At 74.2% G+C, this 20,232-nt stretch carries 21 protein-coding genes; 14 read left to right on the top strand and 7 right to left on the bottom strand.

Annotation, left to right across the window (positions count from 1 at the left end; translation table 11 throughout):
* Positions 1-28 precede the first annotated feature (28 nt).
* The 3 genes from hisN to aroA form a co-directional block, all read right to left on the bottom strand.
* Positions 29-847: a histidinol-phosphatase gene (gene hisN, locus ACQP26_RS25680; protein ID WP_269704195.1), complete on the bottom strand. Its 819-nt coding sequence runs from the start codon at positions 845-847 to the stop codon at positions 29-31.
* Positions 848-907: 60 nt separating this feature from the next.
* Entirely contained in the window at positions 908-1,843 is a 936-nt protein-coding gene (gene rsgA, locus ACQP26_RS25675) for a ribosome small subunit-dependent GTPase A (protein ID WP_433494214.1), read from the bottom strand.
* 163 nt (positions 1,844-2,006) lie between these two features.
* Positions 2,007-3,308: a 3-phosphoshikimate 1-carboxyvinyltransferase gene (gene aroA, locus ACQP26_RS25670; RefSeq protein ID WP_433494213.1), complete on the bottom strand. Its 1,302-nt coding sequence runs from the start codon at positions 3,306-3,308 to the stop codon at positions 2,007-2,009.
* A gap of 102 nt (positions 3,309-3,410) precedes the next feature.
* On the opposite strand from aroA, the gene ACQP26_RS25665 reads away from it, so the two are divergent.
* The 5 genes from ACQP26_RS25665 to rsrA all read left to right on the top strand — a co-directional run bounded on the left by ACQP26_RS25665 (position 3,411) and on the right by rsrA (position 6,763).
* Positions 3,411-4,118 (top strand): SOS response-associated peptidase, encoded by a 708-nt coding sequence (locus tag ACQP26_RS25665; protein ID WP_433494212.1) that lies wholly within the window; start codon positions 3,411-3,413, stop codon positions 4,116-4,118.
* 213 nt (positions 4,119-4,331) lie between these two features.
* Positions 4,332-4,724: a WhiB family transcriptional regulator gene (locus ACQP26_RS25660; RefSeq protein ID WP_013288375.1), complete on the top strand. Its 393-nt coding sequence runs from the start codon at positions 4,332-4,334 to the stop codon at positions 4,722-4,724.
* Positions 4,725-4,880: 156 nt separating this feature from the next.
* Positions 4,881-5,435, top strand: a complete 555-nt coding sequence (locus ACQP26_RS25655) for an alpha/beta hydrolase family protein (RefSeq protein ID WP_433496200.1) — start codon at positions 4,881-4,883, stop codon at positions 5,433-5,435.
* A 228-nt stretch (positions 5,436-5,663) separates the two neighbouring features.
* The gene (locus tag ACQP26_RS25650; protein ID WP_433494211.1) at positions 5,664-6,473 is read left to right on the top strand and encodes a sigma-70 family RNA polymerase sigma factor; all 810 of its coding nucleotides are present in this window, start codon (positions 5,664-5,666) and stop codon (positions 6,471-6,473) included.
* Between the two features lie 2 nt (positions 6,474-6,475).
* The gene (rsrA, locus tag ACQP26_RS25645; RefSeq protein ID WP_135241896.1) at positions 6,476-6,763 is read left to right on the top strand and encodes a mycothiol system anti-sigma-R factor; all 288 of its coding nucleotides are present in this window, start codon (positions 6,476-6,478) and stop codon (positions 6,761-6,763) included.
* Between the two features lie 86 nt (positions 6,764-6,849).
* Here rsrA and ACQP26_RS25640 read toward each other — a convergent pair whose 3' ends face one another.
* A complete protein-coding gene (locus ACQP26_RS25640; RefSeq protein WP_369752275.1) occupies positions 6,850-6,924 on the bottom strand; it encodes a 50S ribosomal protein bL37 in 75 nt (24 codons plus the stop codon).
* A 239-nt stretch (positions 6,925-7,163) separates the two neighbouring features.
* On the opposite strand from ACQP26_RS25640, the gene ACQP26_RS25635 reads away from it, so the two are divergent.
* Entirely contained in the window at positions 7,164-7,379 is a 216-nt protein-coding gene (locus tag ACQP26_RS25635; protein WP_269704202.1) for a biotin/lipoyl-binding carrier protein, read from the top strand.
* Complete coding sequence (locus ACQP26_RS25630) at positions 7,376-7,888, top strand: GNAT family N-acetyltransferase (RefSeq protein ID WP_269704203.1); 513 nt, start codon at positions 7,376-7,378, stop codon at positions 7,886-7,888. The genes ACQP26_RS25635 and ACQP26_RS25630 overlap by 4 nt, the downstream gene beginning before the upstream one ends.
* 6 nt (positions 7,889-7,894) lie before the next feature.
* Here the strand turns inward: ACQP26_RS25630 and ACQP26_RS25625 are convergent, their stop codons facing one another.
* Positions 7,895-8,470: a TetR/AcrR family transcriptional regulator gene (locus tag ACQP26_RS25625; RefSeq protein ID WP_269704204.1), complete on the bottom strand. Its 576-nt coding sequence runs from the start codon at positions 8,468-8,470 to the stop codon at positions 7,895-7,897.
* Between the two features lie 119 nt (positions 8,471-8,589).
* Between ACQP26_RS25625 and ACQP26_RS25620 the strand changes: the two genes are divergently transcribed.
* Positions 8,590-10,179 carry an MDR family MFS transporter gene (locus ACQP26_RS25620; RefSeq protein WP_269704205.1) on the top strand — a complete coding sequence of 530 codons (1,590 nt, stop codon included), beginning with the start codon at positions 8,590-8,592 and terminating at the stop codon, positions 10,177-10,179.
* A gap of 62 nt (positions 10,180-10,241) precedes the next feature.
* Here ACQP26_RS25620 and ACQP26_RS25615 read toward each other — a convergent pair whose 3' ends face one another.
* Positions 10,242-11,843 carry a tetratricopeptide repeat protein gene (locus ACQP26_RS25615; protein ID WP_433494210.1) on the bottom strand — a complete coding sequence of 534 codons (1,602 nt, stop codon included), beginning with the start codon at positions 11,841-11,843 and terminating at the stop codon, positions 10,242-10,244.
* 188 nt (positions 11,844-12,031) lie between these two features.
* Here ACQP26_RS25615 and ACQP26_RS25610 point away from each other — a divergent pair, with 188 nt between their 5' ends.
* Both ACQP26_RS25610 and ACQP26_RS25605 read left to right on the top strand, forming a co-directional pair.
* Positions 12,032-13,060, top strand: coding sequence for an SIS domain-containing protein (locus tag ACQP26_RS25610; RefSeq protein ID WP_433496199.1), 1,029 nt, complete (start codon positions 12,032-12,034; stop codon positions 13,058-13,060).
* A 25-nt stretch (positions 13,061-13,085) separates the two neighbouring features.
* The gene (locus ACQP26_RS25605; RefSeq protein WP_269704208.1) at positions 13,086-14,690 is read left to right on the top strand and encodes a PAS domain-containing sensor histidine kinase; all 1,605 of its coding nucleotides are present in this window, start codon (positions 13,086-13,088) and stop codon (positions 14,688-14,690) included.
* Here the strand turns inward: ACQP26_RS25605 and ACQP26_RS25600 are convergent.
* Complete coding sequence (locus tag ACQP26_RS25600) at positions 14,665-16,392, bottom strand: glycosyltransferase family 39 protein (protein WP_433494209.1); 1,728 nt, start codon at positions 16,390-16,392, stop codon at positions 14,665-14,667. The genes ACQP26_RS25605 and ACQP26_RS25600 overlap by 26 nt on opposite strands.
* Positions 16,393-16,877: 485 nt before the next feature.
* Between ACQP26_RS25600 and ACQP26_RS25595 the strand changes: the two genes are divergently transcribed.
* From ACQP26_RS25595 to ACQP26_RS25580, 4 genes are read left to right on the top strand one after another with little or no spacing between them, the layout of a single operon-like run.
* Positions 16,878-18,587 (top strand): nitrite/sulfite reductase, encoded by a 1,710-nt coding sequence (locus ACQP26_RS25595; protein ID WP_433494208.1) that lies wholly within the window; start codon positions 16,878-16,880, stop codon positions 18,585-18,587.
* Entirely contained in the window at positions 18,584-18,742 is a 159-nt protein-coding gene (locus ACQP26_RS25590; protein ID WP_013288361.1) for a hypothetical protein, read from the top strand. The genes ACQP26_RS25595 and ACQP26_RS25590 overlap by 4 nt, the downstream gene beginning before the upstream one ends.
* On the top strand, positions 18,739-19,488 hold the full coding sequence (locus ACQP26_RS25585; protein ID WP_269704211.1) for a phosphoadenylyl-sulfate reductase: 750 nt from the start codon (positions 18,739-18,741) through the stop codon (positions 19,486-19,488). Before ACQP26_RS25590 ends, ACQP26_RS25585 begins: the two co-directional genes overlap by 4 nt.
* On the top strand, positions 19,470-20,219 hold the full coding sequence (locus ACQP26_RS25580; protein WP_433494207.1) for a sirohydrochlorin chelatase: 750 nt from the start codon (positions 19,470-19,472) through the stop codon (positions 20,217-20,219). Before ACQP26_RS25585 ends, ACQP26_RS25580 begins: the two co-directional genes overlap by 19 nt.
* The last annotated feature ends 13 nt before the right edge of the window (positions 20,220-20,232 follow it).

Raw genomic sequence — 20,232 nt, 5'->3', positions numbered from 1 at the left:
CCTGGCGAGGATAGAGGCTCTGCCCGGGTCAGCGCTCGGCTGGACGGCCGAGCCGGGCCAGGATGTCGTCGTGGAGCGCTCCGTTGCTGGCCACGGCGCTGATGTCGGCGGAGTCGGTACCGGCCGGCGCGGGCCGCCCGGCCAGATCCGTGATCGTTCCGCCCGCCTCGGTGACGATCGGGACCAGCGCGGCGATGTCCCACAGGGACAACTCCGGCTCCACCATCACGTCCAGTGCCCCCTCGGCCAGCAGCATGTAGCCGTAGAAGTCGCCGTACGCGCGGCTGCGCCAGGTGTCCCGCATGAGCTGGAGCACCGCGTCCAGCCGGCCGGCCTGCTCCCACCCGGTCAGCGACGAGTAGCAGAAGCTCGCGTCGCCCAGCGCGGTGACGCCGGAGACCCGGATCGGCGTGCCGTCCGCCGCGCCGGTGCCGGCGAACGCGCCCGCGCCGAGCGCACCCCACCAGCGGCGGCCCAGCGCCGGGGCGGAGACCAGGCCGAGCACCGGCCGGTCGTGCTCCAGCAGCGCGATCAGCGTGGCCCAGACGGGTACGCCCCGGACGAAGTTCTTCGTGCCGTCGATCGGGTCGATCACCCAGCGCCGGCCGTCCGGGCCGGCGGGCGGCTGCGCGCCGTACTCCTCGCCGAGCAGGCCGTCGCCGGGACGGTGGGCGGCCAGCAGCGCGCGGATCTCCCGCTCCACGGCGGTGTCCGCGTCGGAGACCGGGGTCAGGTCCGGCTTGGACTCGACGCGCAGGTCGAGCGCGCGGAACCGGGCCGAGGAGACGGCGTCCGCGGCGTCGGCGAGCTGGTGGGCGAGGGCGAGGTCGTCGGCGTACCCGGTCATGACCGACACGCTAGCGGCGGCGGCCGGGCCGGCGACGGCGGGTCGCCGCCGGTCCGCCGGTCAGGACCCGGCGAGCGGGTCGCCGGGGTTGCGCTCCGGCTCGCGCGGGTCACCCTCGCCGCTGCGCGAGGCCAGCAACCGGCGGTACGAGGCGAGCCGGCGCGCGTCCGCCTTCCCGGCGGCCACCCAGGCGTCGAGCGCGCAGTCCGCCTCGTCGGCCGTGTGCGGGCAGTTGGCCGGGCAGTCCACCGTCGCCTCGACCAGGTCGGGGAAGCCGTGCAGCAGGCTCTCGGCGGACACGTGGGCCAGCCCGAAGCTGCGTACCCCCGGGGTGTCGACGATCCAGCCGGTGTCGCCGTCGGCGCCGGGCTCGGCGGGCAGGCGCAGCGCCACCGCGCTGGTCGAGGTGTGCCGGCCCCGGCCGATCGCGCTGACCGTGCCGACGGCCCGTTCGGCGTCCGGGACGAGGCGGTTGACCAGCGTCGACTTGCCCACCCCGGAGTGGCCCACCATCACCGAGACCCGGCCGGCGAGCAGCGCCCGCAGCGCGGCCAGGTCGGAGTCCGGCCGGATCAGCACGTACGGCAGCTCCAGCTCGGTGTAGTAGCCGAGCACCGCCTCCGGGCCGGCCAGGTCCGCCTTGGTGAGGCAGAGCAGCGGCTCGATGCCGGCGTCGTACGCGGCCACCAGGCAGCGGTCGATGAACCCGGTGCGCGGCGGCGGGTCGGCCAGCGCGCTGACGATCACCAGCTGGTCGGCGTTGGCGACCACGACCCGTTCCAGCCGCCCCTCGGCGGTGGTCTCGTCGTCGTCGGCGGTACGCCGCAGCACCGAGGTCCGCTCGGCGATGCGCACGATGCGGGCCAGCGCGCCCGCCGCCCCGGAGGTGTCCCCGACCAGCCCCACCCGGTCACCCACCACCACCGACTTGCGCCCCAGCTCGCGGGCGCGCATGGCGGTCACGAGCGGCGCGTCCGGCCCGGCACCGGGGATCACGCAGGTGTAGCGGCCCCGGTCGACGGCGATGACGAAGCCGTCGACGGCGTCGTCGTGCCGGGGCCGGGTGCGCGTACGCGGGCGCGACGACCGGCCCGGTCTTACCCGGACGTCGTCCTCGTCGTACTCGCGCCGCTTCGTCGCCAGGACGTCCCCCCCGCTGTCAGTTCTTGCCGGTCACCATCCCCGACCATAGTGCCGGGAACTCCGGCATGGTCTTGGAGGTGCACGCCACGTCGTCGACCTCGATGCCGGGGACGGCCAGACCGGCCACCGCGGCGGCGTGCGCCATCCGGTGGTCGGCGTACGTGCGGAACGTCCCGCCCCGCAGCGGGCGGGGCCGGATGTCCAGCCCGTCACGGGTCTCGGTGATGTCCGCGCCGAGCGCGGTGAACTCCTTGGCGAGCGCGGTGACCCGGTCGGTCTCGTGGCCGCGGATGTGGCCGATGCCGGTGAGCCGGGACGGACCGTCGGCGAGCAGCGTGAGCGCGGTCAGCACCGGGGTCAGCTCGCCGACGTCGGAGAGGTCGGCGTCGATCCCGCGCACCGTGCCGGTGCCCCGCACGGTCAGGCCGTCGGTGCCGAGGCTCACCTCGCCGCCCATCCGGTGCAGCAGGTCCCGGAGCTGCTCGACCGGCTGGAGGCTGCTGCGCGGCCAGCCCTGCAGCGTCACCTCGCCGCCGGTGACCAGCGCGGCGGCGAAGAACGGCGCGGCGCCGGACAGGTCCGGCTCGATCTCCCAGCCGCGCCCGGACAGCGGGCCCGGCTCGACCGTCCAGACGTCGGGCGTGGTGTCGTCGACGGCTGCGCCGGCCGCGCGCAGCATCTGTACCGTCATCCGCACGTGCGGCGCGGACGGCACCGGCGGCCCTTCGTGCCGGACCACGACGCCCCGGTCGAAGCGGGGCGCGGCGAGCAGCAGCCCGGAGACGAGCTGGCTGGACGCGGATGCGTCGATCACCACGTCGCCGCCGGTCACCCGGCCCGCGCCGAGGACGACGAGCGGCAGGCTGCCGACCGCCGGCGCGTCGATGCGGACGCCGAGCGTGCGCAGCGCGCCGATCAGCGGCCCGAGCGGCCGGGTCCGGGCGTGCGGGTCGCCGTCGAAGGTGACCCGCCCGGCGGCCAGTCCGGCCACCGGGGGCAGGAAGCGCATCACGGTGCCGGCCAGGCCGACGTCGACGTGCGCCGGGCCGGCCAGCGGGTGGGGGCGGACCAGCCAGCGGTCGTCGTCCGAGATCGACATGTGGGCGCCGAGTGCGCGCAGGCCACCGGCCATCAGTTCGGTGTCCCGGGCGCGCAGCGGCCGGGCGAGTGTCGACGGCCCGCCGGCGAGCGCGGCGAGCACCAGGGCCCGGGCGGTCATCGACTTGGAGCCGGGCAGGCGCAGCGTCGCGGCGACCGGGTCGCTCGCGGTCGGCGCGGCCCACTGCTGCTGCGGACGCGTCGCGGTCGGATTGCTCACCGTTACATTCTGCCAAGCTCACGGCCGGGTGGAACCGTCCGGTGCCGCTGCTCCCGTTGGGCGGGACAGCCGGAACGTCCGGATGCGGCTAGCGTGTGCGCCATGTGCGGGAGGTACGCCACGACCCGGAGCGCCGCGGACCTGAGCGCGCTGTTCGAGTCGGCCGACGAGACCGGCGGGGTGACGCCGGACTACAACGTCGCGCCGACCGATCCGGTGCCGCTGGTCCGGCTCGCCCCGGAGGGGCACCGGCTGCTCTCCCTCGGCCGCTGGGGCCTGCTCCCGCAGTGGTCGCGCAGCGCCGCCGGAGCCGCCCGCATGATCAACGCGCGGGCCGAGACGGTCGCCACCAGCCGGGCGTACGCGCCGTCCTTCGCCCGCCGTCGCTGCCTGGTTCCGGCCGACGGGTGGTACGAGTGGGTCCGCCTCGCCGACGGCGGGCGCCAGCCCTACTTCATGACCCCGCGGGACGGTTCGGTGCTGGCCTTCGCCGGCATCTGGTCGGTCTGGGAGTCGGCGGGTTCGGCCCGGCTCACGTTCAGCGTGCTCACCACCGCGGCGGTCGGCGAGCTGGCCGAGGTGCACGACCGGATGCCGCTGCTGCTGTCGCCGGAGCGCTGGGCGGGATGGCTGGGCCCGGCCGAGGAGCCGGCGGAGCTGCTCGCGCCACCGGAGCCGAGGCTGCTCGCCGGGCTGGAGATCCGGCCCGTCTCCCGGGCGGTCGGCGACGTCCGCAACGACGGCCCGGAGCTGGTCGCCCCGGTGGTTCCGGCGGGTGTCGAGACGGCCGTCGAGCCGACTCTCTTCTGATCACGCTCTGCCACATTCGCGTGACCTTTTTGCCGGGGTTGCGCCGGAAAAGTCGCCCGGACGTTCAGTCAGTTTCATTGAAGACTCTTGTCCTGACGTATGCGAATGCGATAGAACACAGCGCCGGTGATGGGCGTCTGTTCGCACGGGGCGGATGACACCCATCGATCTTGCGAGAGATCAATGCCGGTTCCCACGGGGGAGGTGGGTGTATTGACACGGGCACGCATGCCCCGCCCGCACGAGGTGGCCGCCGCGCGGCGCGATCCGCGACTGCTGCGGGCGCTGAGCGAACGACGCCAGGACGACGCGTGGCGCACCAGGGGCACCTGTCAGAACGTCGATCCGGAGACGTTCTTTCCGGCACCGAACGAACCGGCCGACGCGGCGGTGGCGCTCTGCCGCACCTGCGACGTCCAGGGCTCCTGTCTGGCCTGGGCGCTGGAGGTGGGCGACTGCCACGGCGTCTGGGGCGGCACCACGCCGCGTGAGCGGCGCGCCATGCTGGTGGCCTGGCGCAGCGAGGTGCAGCCGGACCCGGACGCGCTCGACGACGCCGGTCCGCCGGTGCGCGACCGCCTGCTCACGCTGGTTCCGCTGAGCTGATCCCGACATCGTCCGTGGCCCGCTCCGGCAGGCCGCGGGCGACGTCGGCGTTTCCCGCCCGGCCGCCGGCGGGCCGCCCGGTCCGCGCAGAATGAGCCGGTGCGGCACGACGACGAGATCGACACACCACGCGGGCCCGCCCGGCTCCGCTTCGACATGCCCGCCGGCGGCGCGGCGGTGCTCGTGCTCGGTCACGGCGCCGGCGGCGACGTGGACGCGCCGGACCTCACCGCGGTACGGGAGGCGGTGCTCGCCGCCGGGGCCGGGGTGGCCCTGGTGACCCAGCCGTACCGGGTCGCCGGCCGACGCGCGCCCGCTCCGGCCGGACACCTCGACGAGGCGTGGACGGCGGTGCTGGCCGAACTGCGCCGGCGTGCCCCACGGGTGCGCCACTGGGTGGTCGGGGGCCGGTCCAGTGGCGCCCGGGTGGCCTGCCGTACCGCAGCCGCCGTCGGAGCGGTCGGCGTGGTGGCGCTGGCGTTCCCGCTGCACCCGCCGGGCCGGCCGGAGCGCTCCCGGGCCGGGGAACTGCTCACCGGGCTGCCCACGCTCGTCGTCAACGGCGACCGGGACCCGTTCGGCGTGCCCGAGCCCGGCCCCGGGATCGAGGTGGTGGTCCGGCCGGGGGAGCGCCACGACCTGCGCCGCGATCCGGCCGGCACGGCCGTCGTGGTGCGGGACTGGCTGCGCGTACACGGGTGGTCGTCCTGACCGGGCGGCGCGCGCCGTGACCGTCCGCCGCGGCGGGTCGTTGCACCGGTTGGTGCCGGCCGCCCGGTTCGGGCGCGCCGGGGCCACCCTCCCAGGCCCTTCCTGGTCCCAGCGTCGGTCGCGGCCGAGGCCGGGACCAGGATCGGGTGGGGCCGGAGGAATGCCACGCCCCGCAACTCGCGTTACCTCCCTTGGACGACGACATTGCCAGCGCGAGGGGGGTGGCCGGTGCCGATCGAGACACGGAGCCGGGAACGGGACGAACGGGACGAGCGCCAGCTCCGGCGGCTGCTCGACGCGCCGGAGTGGCCCCCGGCGGCGTCGGTCGTGAGCACCGGCACACACTCCGGAAGTGAATCTGCCGGCAAGTGGGTACGCGTATCCTCGGCGGGAAAGCATCCGACGCGAGGGGATGTGCGGTTGACCACCGAGAAGACGGACGAGCGCAGGGCCCGCTTCGAGCGGGACGCGATGCCCTTCGTCGATCAGCTCTACGCTGCCGGACTGCGGATGACCCGCAACCCGGCGGACGCGGAGGACCTGGTTCAGGAGACGTACCTGAAGGCGTACGCCGCCTTCCACCAGTTCGAGCAGGGCACGAACCTAAAGGCCTGGCTCTACCGGATCCTGACCAACACCTACATCAACACCTACCGCAAGCGGCAGCGCCAGCCCATTCAGGCGCCGACCGAGGAGATCACCGACTGGCAGCTCGCCGAGGCCGAGTCGCACACGTCCAGCGGCCTGCGCTCGGCCGAGACGGAGGCGCTCGACCGGCTGCCGGACAGCGACGTCAAGGAGGCCCTCCAGCAGTTGCCGGAGGAGTTCCGCCTGGCCGTCTACCTGACCGACGTCGAGGGCTTCTCCTACAAGGAGGTCGCCGACATCATGGGCACGCCGATCGGCACCGTGATGTCCCGTCTGCACCGTGGCCGACGTAATCTGCGGAAGCTGCTGGAGCAGTACGCGGCGGAGCGGGGTTTCAGCGCCGCCTCGTCGAAGAAGGGTTCGACCGCCGCCGCCGGCCGGGAGGTGTGACCGTGAGCTGTGGACAACCGCACGAGACGGACTGCCACGAGGTCCTCGCCGAGGTCTACCTCTACCTCGACCTGGAGTGCGCCGAGGAGCGCCGGGTGCTGATCCGGCACCACCTGGACGAGTGCGGGCCGTGCCTGCGCGAGTACGGCATCGAGCAGGAGGTCAAGGCGCTGGTGGCGCGGTGCTGCGGCAACGAGGCGGCGCCGGAGAAGCTGCGTGAACGGCTGCGCCTTCGGCTGACCGAGCTGGTCGTCTTCGAGACCACCGAGTCCCGCGAACTGGCCGACTGAACAAGCGACGGAACGGCCCGGGTCCGATCATTCGGACCCGGGCCGTTCCGCGTGTCAGGCGCAGTGCGCCGCGCTGATCCCGATGATCAGGAGTTGGGGCGCTTGCCGTGGTTGGCGCTGCTCTTCTTCCGGGCCTTCTTCTTCCGGGCCTTCTTCGCCATGCTCTGCCTCCTTGTGCTGGTCACGGTTCCGTCCGCGGCTGGGCGCGGCGGAGGTCGCGGTGCGGCCCTCCGGGCTCGCCGGTGGCCGACCCGCACGATGCTAGTGCCGTCGCCGCCCGCCCGGGCGCGGCGGGGCGCATCGGGCGCCCGGTGGTGCGCGGCCCGGCGTGACCGGCGTCATGATTGGATACCGTTCGCAGGATTGTCGGGGAGCTGTCGGACAGAGGGAGGGCCGGAACATGGCCGAGGAGATCCGTGCCGAGATGGTGGCGAACGTCTGGAAGGTCGTCGTGTCGGCCGGCGACACGGTGTCCGAGGGCGACACCCTGGTGATCCTGGAGTCGATGAAGATGGAGATCCCGGTGGTCGCCGAGTCCGACGGCGTGGTGCGGACGCTCGCCGTCAACGAGGGCGACGTGGTGCAGGACGGCGACCTGATCGCGGAGATCGGTTGACCGGCCCGCGGGTCCGCCGCGCCGAGCCGGCGGACTTCCCCGCCGTGGCCCGGCTGACCGTCGCCGCGTACGAGGCGGACGGCCAGCTCAAGGACGAGGCCGGGTACGCGCCGGTGCTCGCCGACGTGGCCGGCCGCGCCGAGACCGGCGAGGTGCTGGTGGCCGTCGACGACGCCACCGGTCAGGTGCTCGGCGCGGTGACGTTCGTGCTGGCCGGCACCCCGTACGCCGAACTCGCCGGCCCGGGTGAGGCCGAGTTCCGGATGCTCGCGGTGGATCCGGCCGCCCAGGGCCGGGGCGCGGGGGCGGCGCTCGCCGTCGCGTGCGTGGCGCGCGCGGCCGAGCTGGGCTGTACGGCGGTGGTGATCTGCGTACGCGCCGGGATGGCGGTGAGCGCGCACCACATCTACGAGCGGCTCGGTTTCGTCAGGTACCCGGAGAAGGACTGGAGCCCGGCGCCCGGGATCGACCTGCGCGGCCTGCGGCTGGACCTGAGCGCGGCGGGCTGAACCGGCTCAGCCCTGGCCGGCCTCGCCGATCTTGGCGAGCAGTTCGTCCGCCACCTGGAGCGCGATCCGCTTGCGCTCGTCGTCGGTGATGCCCGGCGCGCGTACCGCGAACCAGCTGCTGTGCACGGCGAACAGCGTGAGCGCGGCGCGGAGCTGGGCGGCGGGTGAGTCGTCGCCCCGGCACAGCTCGTGGGCCAGCCGCATCATCCGCTCCCGCATCTGCTGGCCGGCGACCAGGCTCTTGAGCACCGTCTGGTTCTGCTCGAAGAAGCGCATCACCTGGGGCAGGTCCCCGGCGAACATGCTGTCGGCGTACCGGCCGACGAGGGCGCGCCGGGTCGCCAGCGTGGGGGGCTGGTCGGCGGCCCAGGCGATCAGCTCGTCCATCCGGCGCAGCCGGTCGTCGACCAGGCTGGTGACGATCTCGTCCTTGCTCTTGAAGTGGTAGTAGAGCGCCGCCTTGGTCACGCCCAGCCGCTCGGCGATCTCCCGCAGTGACGTCTTCTCGTAGCCCTGCTCGGTGAAGAGTTCCAAGGCCACGGCCTGAATGCGCTGCCGCGTGCCACCTGTGGTCTCCCTCACCGGCCGACATCCTTTCAATCCGCTTGACGTGCGCCCGTCGCCAGCTTACCGTCCGGCTAGTAAGTTAACTAGCCGGGCGGCAAGTAAGTCGATCATCCGATCTGCGGGGGAGCCTACCGATGAGTCAACCAGCCCAGCTGACCACGAAACCAAACGTCCGGGTCGTCCTGTTCGGGCTCATGATCGCGATGATGCTCGCGATGCTCGACAACATGATCGTCAGCACCGCGCTGCCGCGCATCGTCTTCGAGTTCGGCGGCGCCGATCACTTCACCTGGGTGGTCACCGCGTACGTGCTGGGCACCACCGTCTCCACGCCGATCTGGGGAAAGCTCGGCGATCTCTACGGCCGCAAGACGGTCTTCCTCACCGCTGTCGTGGTGTTCCTGGCCGGCTCCGCGCTCTGCGGCATGTCCGGCTCCGGCGTCTTCGGCGGCGCCGACACCGGCATGACCGAGCTGATCGCGTTCCGTGCCGTCCAGGGCCTCGGCGCCGGTGGCCTGATGGTCGGCGTCATGGCGATCATCGGTGACCTGGTCCCGCCGCGCGAGCGGGGCCGCTACCAGGGCATGATCGCCGGCATCATGGCCATCGCCATGGTGGCCGGCCCGCTCGTCGGCGGCTTCATCACCGACAACCTCTCCTGGCGCTGGGCGTTCTACGTCAACCTGCCGCTGGGCGGACTGGCGCTGCTGGTCCTCGCCACCACCATGCACCTGCCGAAGTACCGCACCGAGCACAAGATCGACTGGCTCGGCGCGGCGCTGCTGTCCGTCGGCATCACCGCGATCGTGCTGGTGACCACGTGGGGCGGCAACGAGTACGACTGGGTCTCGCCGCAGATCCTCGGCCTCGCCGTGCTGGCAGTGCTCGCGCTCGGCGCGTTCGCGCTGGTCGAGCGGCGCGCGCCGGAGCCGATCCTGCCGCTGAGCCTGTTCGCCAACCGCAACTTCGCCCTGATCTCGGTGATCGGGTTCCTGCTCGGCTTCGCCATGTTCGGCGCGATGAACTTCCTGCCGCTCTACCAGCAGACCGTGCAGGGAGCGTCGGCCACGAACAGCGGCCTGCTGCTGCTCCCGCTGATGTTCGGCATGCTCGTGGTGTCGCTCGTGGTCGGCCGGACCATCACCAAGACCGGCCGCTACCGGGCCTTCCCGATCGTCGGCGGCGTGGTGATGGCCGCCGGGATGGGCCTGCTCAGCCTGCTGGACGTCGACACCAGCAAGACGCAGTCCTCGCTCTACATGATCGTGCTCGGCGTCGGCATGGGCTTCCTCATGCAGACCTCGATGCTCATCGCGCAGAACAGCGTGGAACAGAAGGACCTCGGCGCGGCCAGCGGCGCGGCCACCTTCTTCCGGTCCATCGGCGGTTCGTTCGGCGTCTCCCTCTTCGGCGCGATCTTCGCCAACCGCCTGGCCGACTCGGCCGCCGGTTCCGCGTTCGCGGGCTCCGGCGGCGAAGGCGGCGCGATGGACCTGGAGGCCCTCAAGAAACTCACCGGCCCGATGCGCGAGGCGGTGCTCGGCGGCCTCTCCGACGCCATCTCGCACGTCTTCTTCTGGGCCGTCGTCTTCACCGTGGCCGTACCGGTGCTCGCCTGGTTCATCAAGGAGGTGCCGCTGCGCGCGACGAACGACGTACCGCCGGCCGGCACCACCCCGGAGGACCAGGCCGAGGCCGCGCTCGGCAAGGCCCCCGTCGCCTGACGCAGAGTCGCGGCCCCGCCGCCCCCGGCCCGGGGGTACGCGGGGCCGCGTCGCGTCCGCGGTCAGCCCCGGCGGAACAGGGCGGTGAGGCGTCGCCAGAGTCGCCGCAGCGGACCGCCCTCGGCGTCGGCGATCAGCCGGTCGGCGGTGGCGCGTGCCGCCGGTTCGAGGGCCGGCGTGGCCCGCGCCAGGTACGCCAGCGACACCGCCACCGGCGCACGTCGGCCGGGTCCGGTCGCCACCTCGGTGACCCGGCCGGCCACCAGCGCGGCCACGTCGGTGCGCGTGTCCGGATCCACCCAGGCAGCGGTGACCAGGGCGAACAGTGCTGCCTCGGCGGCCGGGCCGAGATCACCGGTGGCCAGTTCCCGCAGCACCCGCCGCCGCGCCGACCCGGCCCACGGCTCGTCGGTGCGATGGTGCAGCAGGCCGAGGCAGGCCCAGACCTGCGCGCAGCGCGTCCACAGTGCCGGGTCCTGCCCGCCGAGCACCCGGCCCAGCGCGGTCTCCGGCGCCTCCGGCGGGTGTGCCAGCAGGGCCAGCAGGTCGGCGAGGTCCAGTGTGGCCAGCCCGACGGCGGCGTCGTACGCGGCCGGAGGGTGCGCCCAGGCTGGGTGCGCGAGCTGCTGGAGCCGTCGTACCGCTGCCGCCGAGGGGACGGGACCGTCGAGGGCCGGGGCGTCGTCGCCGGCCGGGGTCACCTGCCCGAGCCAGGGGCGGCCCCGGCAGCACTCGGCGAGGTCACCGTGCTCGTGCGTGTCGTCCGGGTGGTCACGGACGAAGTCGGCGAGGGCCACCAGGTGGTCCACGTTCCCGTCGCGCAGGTAGCGCAGCCGGTGCGCGGTGTGCACCGCGCAGTCGAAGGTGGGGTCCTTCGCCAGCGCCCGGTCGATCCAGCCCAGTGCCGCGTCGAGGCGGCCGTTGTCGGCCAGCGTGCCGGCGATGTCCGCGTAGACAGCGAGGTCGTCGGGATCGAGCGCGACAGCGCGTTCCAGTGCGGCGAGCGCCTCGGCGGTCCGGCCGGCGCTGCGGTACGCGTACCCGAGCCACACCTCGCCGAGTTTGGTGGGCTGTGCGCGTACCCCCCGGGTGGCCCAGGTGACGGCGAGGGTGACCTCGCCGAGGCGCCGGGCCAGCGCGGACGCCGCGCCCAGCAGCAGCGGATGGGCCGGGTGGACGGTGATCGCGTTGCGGGCCAGCGTGAGGTACGGCGCGAGCGGCTCGCGCAGCCGGCGCGGCGCGGGGTCCGGCGCCGCCGCGCAGACCTGCATGAGGATCCGGGCGGTGCGCTCCGGGTCGAGGCGTTCCGGCAGCTCGGCGGCGGTCACCCAGGGCACCGCGGCCCAGGGTGCGGCCGGCGCGTAGCCGGTGGCGGCGGCGAGCAGGTCGAGTCCCTCGGCGGGGCGCCCGGCGGCGGCGAGCAGGTGCGCGCGGGCCACCACGGCGCCGACGAACGCCTGCTGGCCGAGCGGGAAGAGGTCCAGGTCGCCGCCGCTGGCCGCGTTCAGCCGGGCGAGCGTCTCGTGCGCCTCGGGCAGCGTGGGGGAGCGGACCAGGGCGGCGGCCACGTGGTCGGCGGCGTGCCGCAGGTCGCCCTCGCCCAGTGCCAGCCGGGCCAGCGCGAGTTCCTCCTCCGCGGAGAGCGCGGCGTCGTCGTCGGGCACGTCGTCCTCTCGCCGGATCGGGTCGGTCGGTCAGCCGGGCAAGCCTAGGGGATCTTCCGTCAATTAGTGATCCACTGCGCACTCCTGCTCGTTGCGTTGATCGGTCCTGCTGAAACGTGCAAGACTGAGCACCGAACGCGCGGGAAACGCGCAGAAGGAGGTCTGGAGTGACGCGTCCAGGGGCCGGAATGGCCGCCGACATCGACGAGCAGCCGGCCGGTTACGAGCGTCTGCTCTCCACCGAGCACGCGGCGGCCATCGCCGAGGTGGCGGCCGTCGTCGCGCAACGCCGCCCCCGGCACGTGGTCTTCACCGCCCGGGGCACCTCCGACCACGCCGCGCTCTACGCGGCCTACCTGACCGAGATCCGCCTCGGCCTGCCCGCCGGGCTGGCCTCACCGAGCGCGATCACCGTCTTCGGCGCCCGGCCCGACCTCTCCGACGCGCTCGTCGTCGGCGTCAGCCAGAGCGGCGGCTCGCCCGACCTGGCCGAGGTGCTGCGGGTCGCCCGCGCCTCCGGGGCGCTCACCCTCGCCGTCACCAACAACCCCGGTTCGCCGCTGGTGGAGACCGCCGAGCTGAGCGTCGACATCGCCGCCGGCCACGAACGCGCGGTCGCCGCCACCAAGACCTACACCGCCGAGCTGCTCGCGCTGCTCATGCTCGTCGAGGGGGTACGCGCCGGTGACGGCGTGCTGCCCGCCGACGAGCGCGCCGCCCTGAGCCGCCTGCCCGAGCTGGCCGCGCGGGCGCTCGCCGACGACACCCCGGCCCGGCTCGCCCCGCGCTACCGGTTCGCCGCCCAGCTCGTCACCACCGGCCGGGGCTACGCGTACCCGACCGCCCGGGAGGCGGCGCTGAAGCTGATGGAGACCTCGTACCTCCCGGCGCTCGCCTTCTCCGGCGCCGACCTGCTGCACGGCCCGCTCGCCATGACCGACCCGGACGTCCCGGTGCTCGCCGTGGTCGGCTCCGGCCCCGGCGGTACGTCCATGCGCGAGGTGCTGCCCCGGCTCGGCGAGCGCCGCGCCGACGTGGTGGTGGTCGGCTCCGCCGAGGTCGGCGAGACCCGGATGGCGGTGCCCGAGGTGGACGAGCGGTACGCGCCGCTGCTCGACATCCTGCCGCTGCAGCGGCTCGCGCTGTCCCTGGCGCTCGCACGCGGCGAGGACCCGGACGCGCCGCGCGGCTTGAAGAAGGTCACGGCGACGATGTGAGGCCCGGCGTGGCACGCTGTGGGGCGTGTCCACCCTCCGTGACCTCGCCGAGGAGCACACCGCGCTCCGCCCGGCCGACATCGACCACCTGCACCGGATCGCCGGCGACTGGCAGCTGCTGTCCGACCTGTCCTTCGCCGACCTGCTGCTCTGGGTGCCGGTGGACGGCGACGGCACGTACCTCTGCGTGGCCCAGGTCCGTCCCACCACCGCGCCGACCGCCTACCTGGACGACCAGGTCGGGCGCATCGTCGGCGGGGCCGAGGTGGCCCACCTGGAGGTGGCCCACCGGCAGGGGCGGATCTGGCGCGAGGGCGACCCGGTCTGGTACGGCGACGTCCCGGCCCGCCACGAGGCGATCCCGGTCCGGCTGCGCACCGGCGACGGTGAAGCCGGCGAGGTGATCGCCGTGGTGGGCCGGGACACCAACCTGTCCACCGCGCGCACCCCGAGCCAGCTCGAACTGAACTACCTGACCACCGCCGACGACCTCGCCCAGATGATCGCCGACGGGACGTTCCCGCCGCCCCGGCACCCCGGCGAAACCACCTCGGCGCCCCGGGTCGGCGACGGTCTGGTGCGGCTCGACGCCAACGGCAAGGTCACCTACGCCAGCCCGAACGCGCAGTCCGCGTACCGCCGCCTCGGCTACGCCTCCCACCTGGTCGGCGAGGACCTGGCCAAGCTGCACCGCCGGCTCGCCGGCGACCCCCTGGAAGGCACCGACGCGGGCAACGCCGTGCTCGCCGCGCTGCGCGGCGAGGCGCCACCCCGCCGGGAGATCGACGCGCGCGGTGCCACCATGCTCACCCGGGCGCTGCCGCTGATGCCCGCCGGAGTGCCGATCGGCGCGCTGGTGCTGGTCCGCGACATCACCGAGGTACGCCGCCGCGACCGCGCCCTGATCACCAAGGACGCCACCATCCGGGAGATCCACCACCGGGTGAAGAACAACCTCCAGACCGTCGCCGCGCTGCTGCGCCTCCAGGCCCGGCGGGTCGCCATGCCCGAGGCACGGGTGGCGCTCGAGGAATCGGTACGCCGGGTCGCCTCGATCGCGCTCGTCCACGAGACGCTCTCCATGTCCAGTGACGAGGTGGTCGAGTTCGACGGCATCGTGGACCGGGTCGCCAGCGCCGCCACCGAGGTCGCCGTCACCGAGGTGAGCGTGGGCATGCGCCGCCGTGGCACCTTCGGCGTCCTGCCCGCCGAGATCGCCACCTCGCTGGTGATGGTGCTCAACGAGCTGCTGCTCAACGCCGTGGAACACGGCTTCCCGCCGGCCGACGAGGAGACCGCCGCGCCTCCTGCTGTGGAGGCGGCGGTCACCGCGGCCCGGCTCGAGGCGGTGGTCGACGCGGCCCGGCCCGAGGTGGTGGTCACCGCGCACCGGGCCCGCAAGCAACTGCACGTCACAGTGACCGACAACGGCCGGGGACTGCCCGAGCAGTTCGACGCCGAACGCGGCGGCAACCTGGGCCTGCAGATCGTCCGGGCGCTGGTCACCGGCGAGCTGCGCGGCACCATCGACCTGCGCAACGGCGCCGACGGCGGCACCGAGGCGACCATCGTCGTACCGCTGGCCCGCGGCACCACCGACCGCCTCACCGGACGAGCAGGGCCACCGTGATCCCCGGCCGGGGCCAGACCTGCCGCACCGTGTAGCCCGCGCGCAGCGCGTCGCCCTTCGCGCCCGGCACCGCCGCCGTCGGGTTCGCGCGACGGCCGGTGACCACCAGCCAGACCCGGTCCACCCCGGCCAGGCACCGCGCCGGATCGTCGCACTCGACGGCCCAGAGGCTCGCGTCCTGACGCTGGTCGCGGACCACGAGCACGTCGCGCGGCAGCCTCGGCCCCAGGTGGTACGCCATGCCGAGATCCGGGAACAGCCACCCGTCCCGGGGTGAGTAGACGATCGCGTCGCCCGGCCGCTGCTCGGCGCGGATGATCCGGGCGGCGCCCGCGTAGTCGACGGGTGCGCTGCGCGGCCACTCGTGGGTACGGCGCAGGGCCGCCTGATCGGGCAGCCCGAGCAGCCCGGCCAGGACCACCACCGCGAGTCCGGCCGCGAGCGGTTGCCCTGTCTTCTGTGGTGCCGGACCGGTCCGCGTTGTCCCCGCTAGCGCGGCGCCGGCCAGTACGCAGGCGAACGGCACCGTGAAGACCAGGTAGCGGGTCACCCAGAGCGGCACCACGGCTCCGGCGGCGAAGACCAGCAGCACCGGCAGCAGCACGGCGGCGGCGGGCAGCAGCGCCCGTCTGCCCAGCCGGGCGGTGCCGAGCGCCGCGAGCGCGAGCACGAACCCGCCGACGACGCCGCTCTGCGCCAGCGCACCCGGTAGCGCCGCCAGGTCCGGCAGGCGCGCCGGGTCCACCCAGTCGAGTTGCCGTCCGCGTTGTCCCCGGGCGACGAGCGCCAGCGGGGTGACGAGCACGACGACCGGCACCAGCGCCAGCAGCCACCCGGCCAGCACCCGTCGGCCGGGCGCCGACGCCTCCCGAGCCTCGCCGGTCACGTCCTGCGGTTCCGCTTCCGGCGCGTCCGTGCCGTGCTCCCTGCTCCCCCCGGGATGCGGTGACACCGGTGACGTCCCACCGGCGCTCGATCTGGTGGCCGGGTGGAACGCCGTGGGTGTCTGCGGGGCGCCGTGACACCCGTGGCGTTCCACCGGCGCTCGATCTCGTGGCTGGGTGGAACGTCGTGGGTGTCTGCGACGTGGCCGGCTCGCGTCGGGCATCTCGGCTCGGAACTGGCCGGGCGGATCTACGACCGCCGCGGGGCCACGTGCGGCGGTCAGCAGCACCACCACGGCGTGCGCGGCGAGCAGCGTGAGCGCGAGCAGGTGGAGCAGGCCGAGCGCGGCGACCGCTGCGGCGTACCCCGCCCAGCGCCACCGCCCCGGCCGGCGCAGCGCCTCGACCAGCAGCAGCGTGGCCAGCACGGCGAGCAGCGTCGCGAGGGCGTACGGGCGGGCCTCCTGGCCGTACCGCGAGGTGACCGGCAGGACCGCGAAGAGCACTCCGGCCAGCAGCCCGGCGCGACGGCCGACGAGCACCGCGCCGAGGCGGGCGGTGAGCGCGGCGGCCACCGCCATGGCCAGCGCCGACGGCAGCCGCAACGCCGTCGGCGACGTACCGGCCAGCGCCGTCCAGCCGTGCGCGAGCAGGTAGTACGGCCCGGTGGCGGCGTCGATCGTGCGGGTCATCCGGATCAGGTCCGGTACCGGCCGAGTGGCGGCGCTCCAGGTGGCCAGCTCGTCCCGCCACGGCTGGGCGTGCCCGATGCCCGCCAGCGTCACCACGAGCGTGAGCAGTCCGGGAACCACCCACACCACCGGACCCGACCGGCCGCGGGCAGACGCGGACGCGAACCTCCTCACCCCCGCAGCGTCACACGCCCGCTCCCCTCCACCCGCCCGCTCCACCGAAACCCACCCACCCGGCCCCGTCGATCATGAGGTTGACGGCATCCACCGTCCCCTTTGTCCCCGCCAACTTCATGATCAGCGGGGTGGGTGCGGGCGGGGTGGGCCCGTGATGTGGGATCACAGTGCGGAGCTGTGGTCGGGCAGGGCGTGATGTGGCAGCATGAGGCACATGACCGCCGCTGTCGTCCGCCGCTTCGTGGCTCGCCGCCACGTCGATTACGGCCGCGTGCGCAGCGCGATCTGTCCGGCCCACTGACGACGCCCGACCTTTCCGTCTCGGGCGCGTACTCGCGCCGGCCGTCATCGACATCGCCGTCCACGGCCCTCTCCAGGGTCGGCCGCCGCGCCCGCGCTCCCAGGCACCGCAGCAGACCATGGAGGACGCCGCGATGGCGGTCAGCAGCACCCCGACCCGTCCCGACACCCCGGCGCCTGCCGCCCGTGCGCCCCGCCGGCCACGCGGCGAGGGGCAGTGGGCGCTCGGACACCGTGAGCCGCTCAACCCCAACGAGCGGATCAAGAAGGACGACGACCCGCTGAACGTGCGGGACCGGATCGAGAACATCTACGCCCACCGCGGTTTCGCCTCGATCGACCCGCAGGACCTGCGCGGCCGGTTCCGCTGGTGGGGCCTCTACACCCAGCGCAAGGCCGGCATCGACGGCGGGCGTACCGCCGTGCTGGAGCCGCACGAGCTGGAGGACGAGTTCTTCATGCTCCGCGTCCGGGTGGACGGCGGCCAGCTCAACCTGGCCCAGCTCCGCGTGATCGCGGACATCTCCCGCGAGTTCGCCCGGGACACCGCCGACATCACCGACCGGCAGAACATCCAGTACCACTGGATCCGGGTCGAGGACATGCCGGAGATCTGGCGCCGGCTGGAGGCGGTGGGCCTGCAGACCACCGAGGCGTGCGGCGACTGCCCCCGGATCGTGCTGGGCAGCCCGGTCGCCGGAGTGGCCCGGGACGAGGTGCTCGACCCGACCCCGGCGATCGACGAGATCGTCCGCCGGTACGTCGGCGACAAGGCGTTCTCCAACCTGCCCCGCAAGTTCAAGACCTCGATCTCCTGGCTGGTCGACACCCCGTACGAGGCGAACGACATCTCGTTCCTCGGCGTGGAGCACCCGGAGCACGGTCCCGGCTTCGACGTCTGGGTGGGTGGCGGGCTGTCCACCAACCCGATGCTGGCCAAGCGGCTCGGCGTCTGGGTGCCGCTCAACGAGGTGCCGGACGTCTGGGCCGGTGTGGTCGGCATCTTCCGCGACTACGGCTACCGCCGGCTGCGCAACCGGGCCCGGCTGAAGTTCCTGGTCGCCGACTGGGGCGTGGAGCGGTTCCGCGAGGTGCTGGAGAAGGAGTATCTGGGCCGCACGCTGCTGGACGGTCCGGCCGCGGAGCTGCCGGCGAAGCCGGTCGACCACATCGGTGTGCACGCCCAGCGTGACGGCGCGAACTACGTCGGCGCGGCCCCGGTGGTGGGCCGCGTCTCCGGCACCCAGCTGGCGCAGCTCGCCGACGTGGTCGAGGCGCACGGCAGCGGCCGGGTGCGGCTCACCCCGTACCAGAAGCTGCTGGTGCTGGACGTGGCGCCGCAGCGGACCGAGGAGCTGGTCGCGGCGCTGCGCGGGATCGGCCTGGAGGCCCGGCCGTCGGCCTGGCGGCGCGGCACGATGGCCTGCACCGGTATCGAGTTCTGCAAGCTGGCGATCGTCGAGACCAAGCGGCGCGGCGAGGAACTGGTCGCGCGCCTGGAGGAGCAGCTGCGCGACTTCGACGCGGACATCTCCATCCACCTCAACGGCTGCCCGAACGCCTGCGCCCGCACCCAGGTCGCCGACATCGGGCTCAAGGGCCAGCTCGTGGTCGGCCCGGACGGCCGGCAGGTCGAGGGCTTCCAGGTGCACCTCGGCGGCGGCCTCGGCATGGCGCAGGGGCAGACCGCCGGTTTCGGCCGCAAGCTGCGCGGTCTGAAGACCACCGCGGAGGAGCTTCCGGCGTACGTGGAACGACTGGCCCGCCGCTACCTGGCCGGCCGGACCGAGGGCGAGACGTTCGCCAACTGGGTGATCAGAGTCGACGAGGAGGAGCTCCGATGAGCGATGCCCGATCCGCGCCTCTCTACTGCCCGTACTGCGGTGAGGAGGACCTGCGGCCGCACGAGGCCGGGCACGGCGCCTGGGAGTGCCACGCCTGCGCGCGGGTCTTCGCGGTGAAGTTCACCGGTCTGCTGAGCCGGGCGGTGACCCGGTGACCGGCCTCGTCTCGGCCGCCGGCCTCGGGCTGATCGGTCCGGCCGCGCCGGCCCGCCGCGACCCGGACGAGCTGCGCGCGCTGGCCGAGGAGGCCGGCCGGGAGTTGGCGGACGCGCCCGCGCTGGAGATCGCGCGGTGGGCGGTGGAGACGTTCGGCGAGCGGTTCTGCGTGACCAGCTCGATGGCCGACGGCGTGCTGGCGCACCTGGTCTCCCGGGTCGCGCCCGGCGTCGACGTGGTGTTCCTGGACACCGGGCTGCACTTCCCGGAGACGTTGAAGGTCCGCGACGAGGTGGCCCGCCGGATGCCGGTGCGGGTGCGCTCGATCCGGCCCCGGATGACTGTGGGGCAGCAGGACGGCCAGTACGGTCCGCGTCTGTTCAACAGGTCCCCGGACGACTGCTGCCAGCTGCGCAAGGTGGAGCCGCTGGAGCGGGCGCTGTCCGGGTACGACGCCTGGGCCGCCGGGCTGCGCCGGGACGAGTCGCCGACCCGGGCGAACACGCCGGTGGTGGGCTTCGACGCGCGGCGCGGCAAGGTCAAGGTGAACCCGATCGCGGCGTGGACGCAGCGGGAGGTGGACGCCTACGTGGCCCGGTACGACATCCCGGTCAACGAGCTGTTCGCCCGCGGCTACGGCTCGATCGGCTGCTGGCCGTGCACCCGGCGTACCCGGGCGGGGGAGGACCCGCGTTCCGGGCGCTGGGCGATGTTCGAGAAGACCGAGTGCGGCCTGCACACCTGAGCGCCGGGCCACCGGTGGTGCTGGTGGCCCACGGCAGCCGTGATCCGCGCGCGGCCGAGGCGACGCGGGCGCTGGCCCGGGCCGTGGCGGACACCTGTCCCGGCCGTCCGGTGCTGCCGAGCTGGCTCGACCACACCGATCCCGGGCCGGCCGAGGTGCTGCGCGGGCTGGCCGCCGACGGCCACTCCCGGGCGGTCCTGGTGCCGCTGCTGCTGACCGCCGCGTACCACCGGAAGGTGGACATCCCGGCGGCGGTCGCGGCGGCCGGCGCGGACATCGAGGTACGGGTGACCGACGTGCTGGGGCCGACCGGCGACGGGGTGGACGGCGGGCTGCTGGGCGGGCTGCGCCGACGCCTGGCGGAGGCGACCGGCGACGGGCCGGGCGGGCTGGACGCGGTGGTGCTGGCGGCGGCGGGCACCCGGGATCCGGCGGCGCGGGCCTCGGTGGGCCGGGTCGCGGCGGCGTTCGGTGCCGGGCTGGGCCTGCCCTGCCGCGTCTCGTACGCCTCGGCGGCGCCTCCGGAGGTCGGCGGCGCGGTGGCGCGACTGCGCGCGGCGGGCGCCCGCCGGGTGGCGGTGGCGGCCTACTTCCTGGCCCCGGGCCGGTTCCACGACGGGGTACGCGCGTCGGCCCGGTCGGCCGGCGCGGTGGCGGTGGCCGATCCGCTGACCGACCTGCCGGAGCTGGCGGACCTGGTCCGGCGGCGGGTGGAGGCGGTGGCGGGCTGACCCGGTCCGGGAC

The organism is Micromonospora sp. CA-248089 (genome assembly GCF_050948515.1).
GTDB lineage: Bacteria > Actinomycetota > Actinomycetes > Mycobacteriales > Micromonosporaceae > Micromonospora.
The sequence above is the reverse complement of the archived record's forward strand: the minus strand, read 5'-3'. Positions and strand labels throughout refer to the sequence as shown.

What these genes read in the sequence shown, in the direction of transcription:
- ACQP26_RS25635 (WP_269704202.1), top strand. Translation starts at nt 7,164, where the DNA reads ATGGCCGAGGAGATCCGTGCCGAGATGGTGGCGAACGTCTGGAAGGTC.
- ACQP26_RS25620 (WP_269704205.1), top strand. Translation starts at nt 8,590, where the DNA reads ATGAGTCAACCAGCCCAGCTGACCACGAAACCAAACGTCCGGGTCGTC.
- ACQP26_RS25590 (WP_013288361.1), top strand. Translation starts at nt 18,584, where the DNA reads ATGAGCGATGCCCGATCCGCGCCTCTCTACTGCCCGTACTGCGGTGAG.
- ACQP26_RS25655 (WP_433496200.1), top strand. Translation starts at nt 4,881, where the DNA reads ATGCCCGCCGGCGGCGCGGCGGTGCTCGTGCTCGGTCACGGCGCCGGC.
- ACQP26_RS25665 (WP_433494212.1), top strand. Translation starts at nt 3,411, where the DNA reads ATGTGCGGGAGGTACGCCACGACCCGGAGCGCCGCGGACCTGAGCGCG.
- ACQP26_RS25595 (WP_433494208.1), top strand. Translation starts at nt 16,878, where the DNA reads ATGGCGGTCAGCAGCACCCCGACCCGTCCCGACACCCCGGCGCCTGCC.
- hisN (WP_269704195.1), bottom strand. Translation starts at nt 847, where the DNA reads ATGACCGGGTACGCCGACGACCTCGCCCTCGCCCACCAGCTCGCCGAC.
- ACQP26_RS25610 (WP_433496199.1), top strand. Translation starts at nt 12,032, where the DNA reads ATGGCCGCCGACATCGACGAGCAGCCGGCCGGTTACGAGCGTCTGCTC.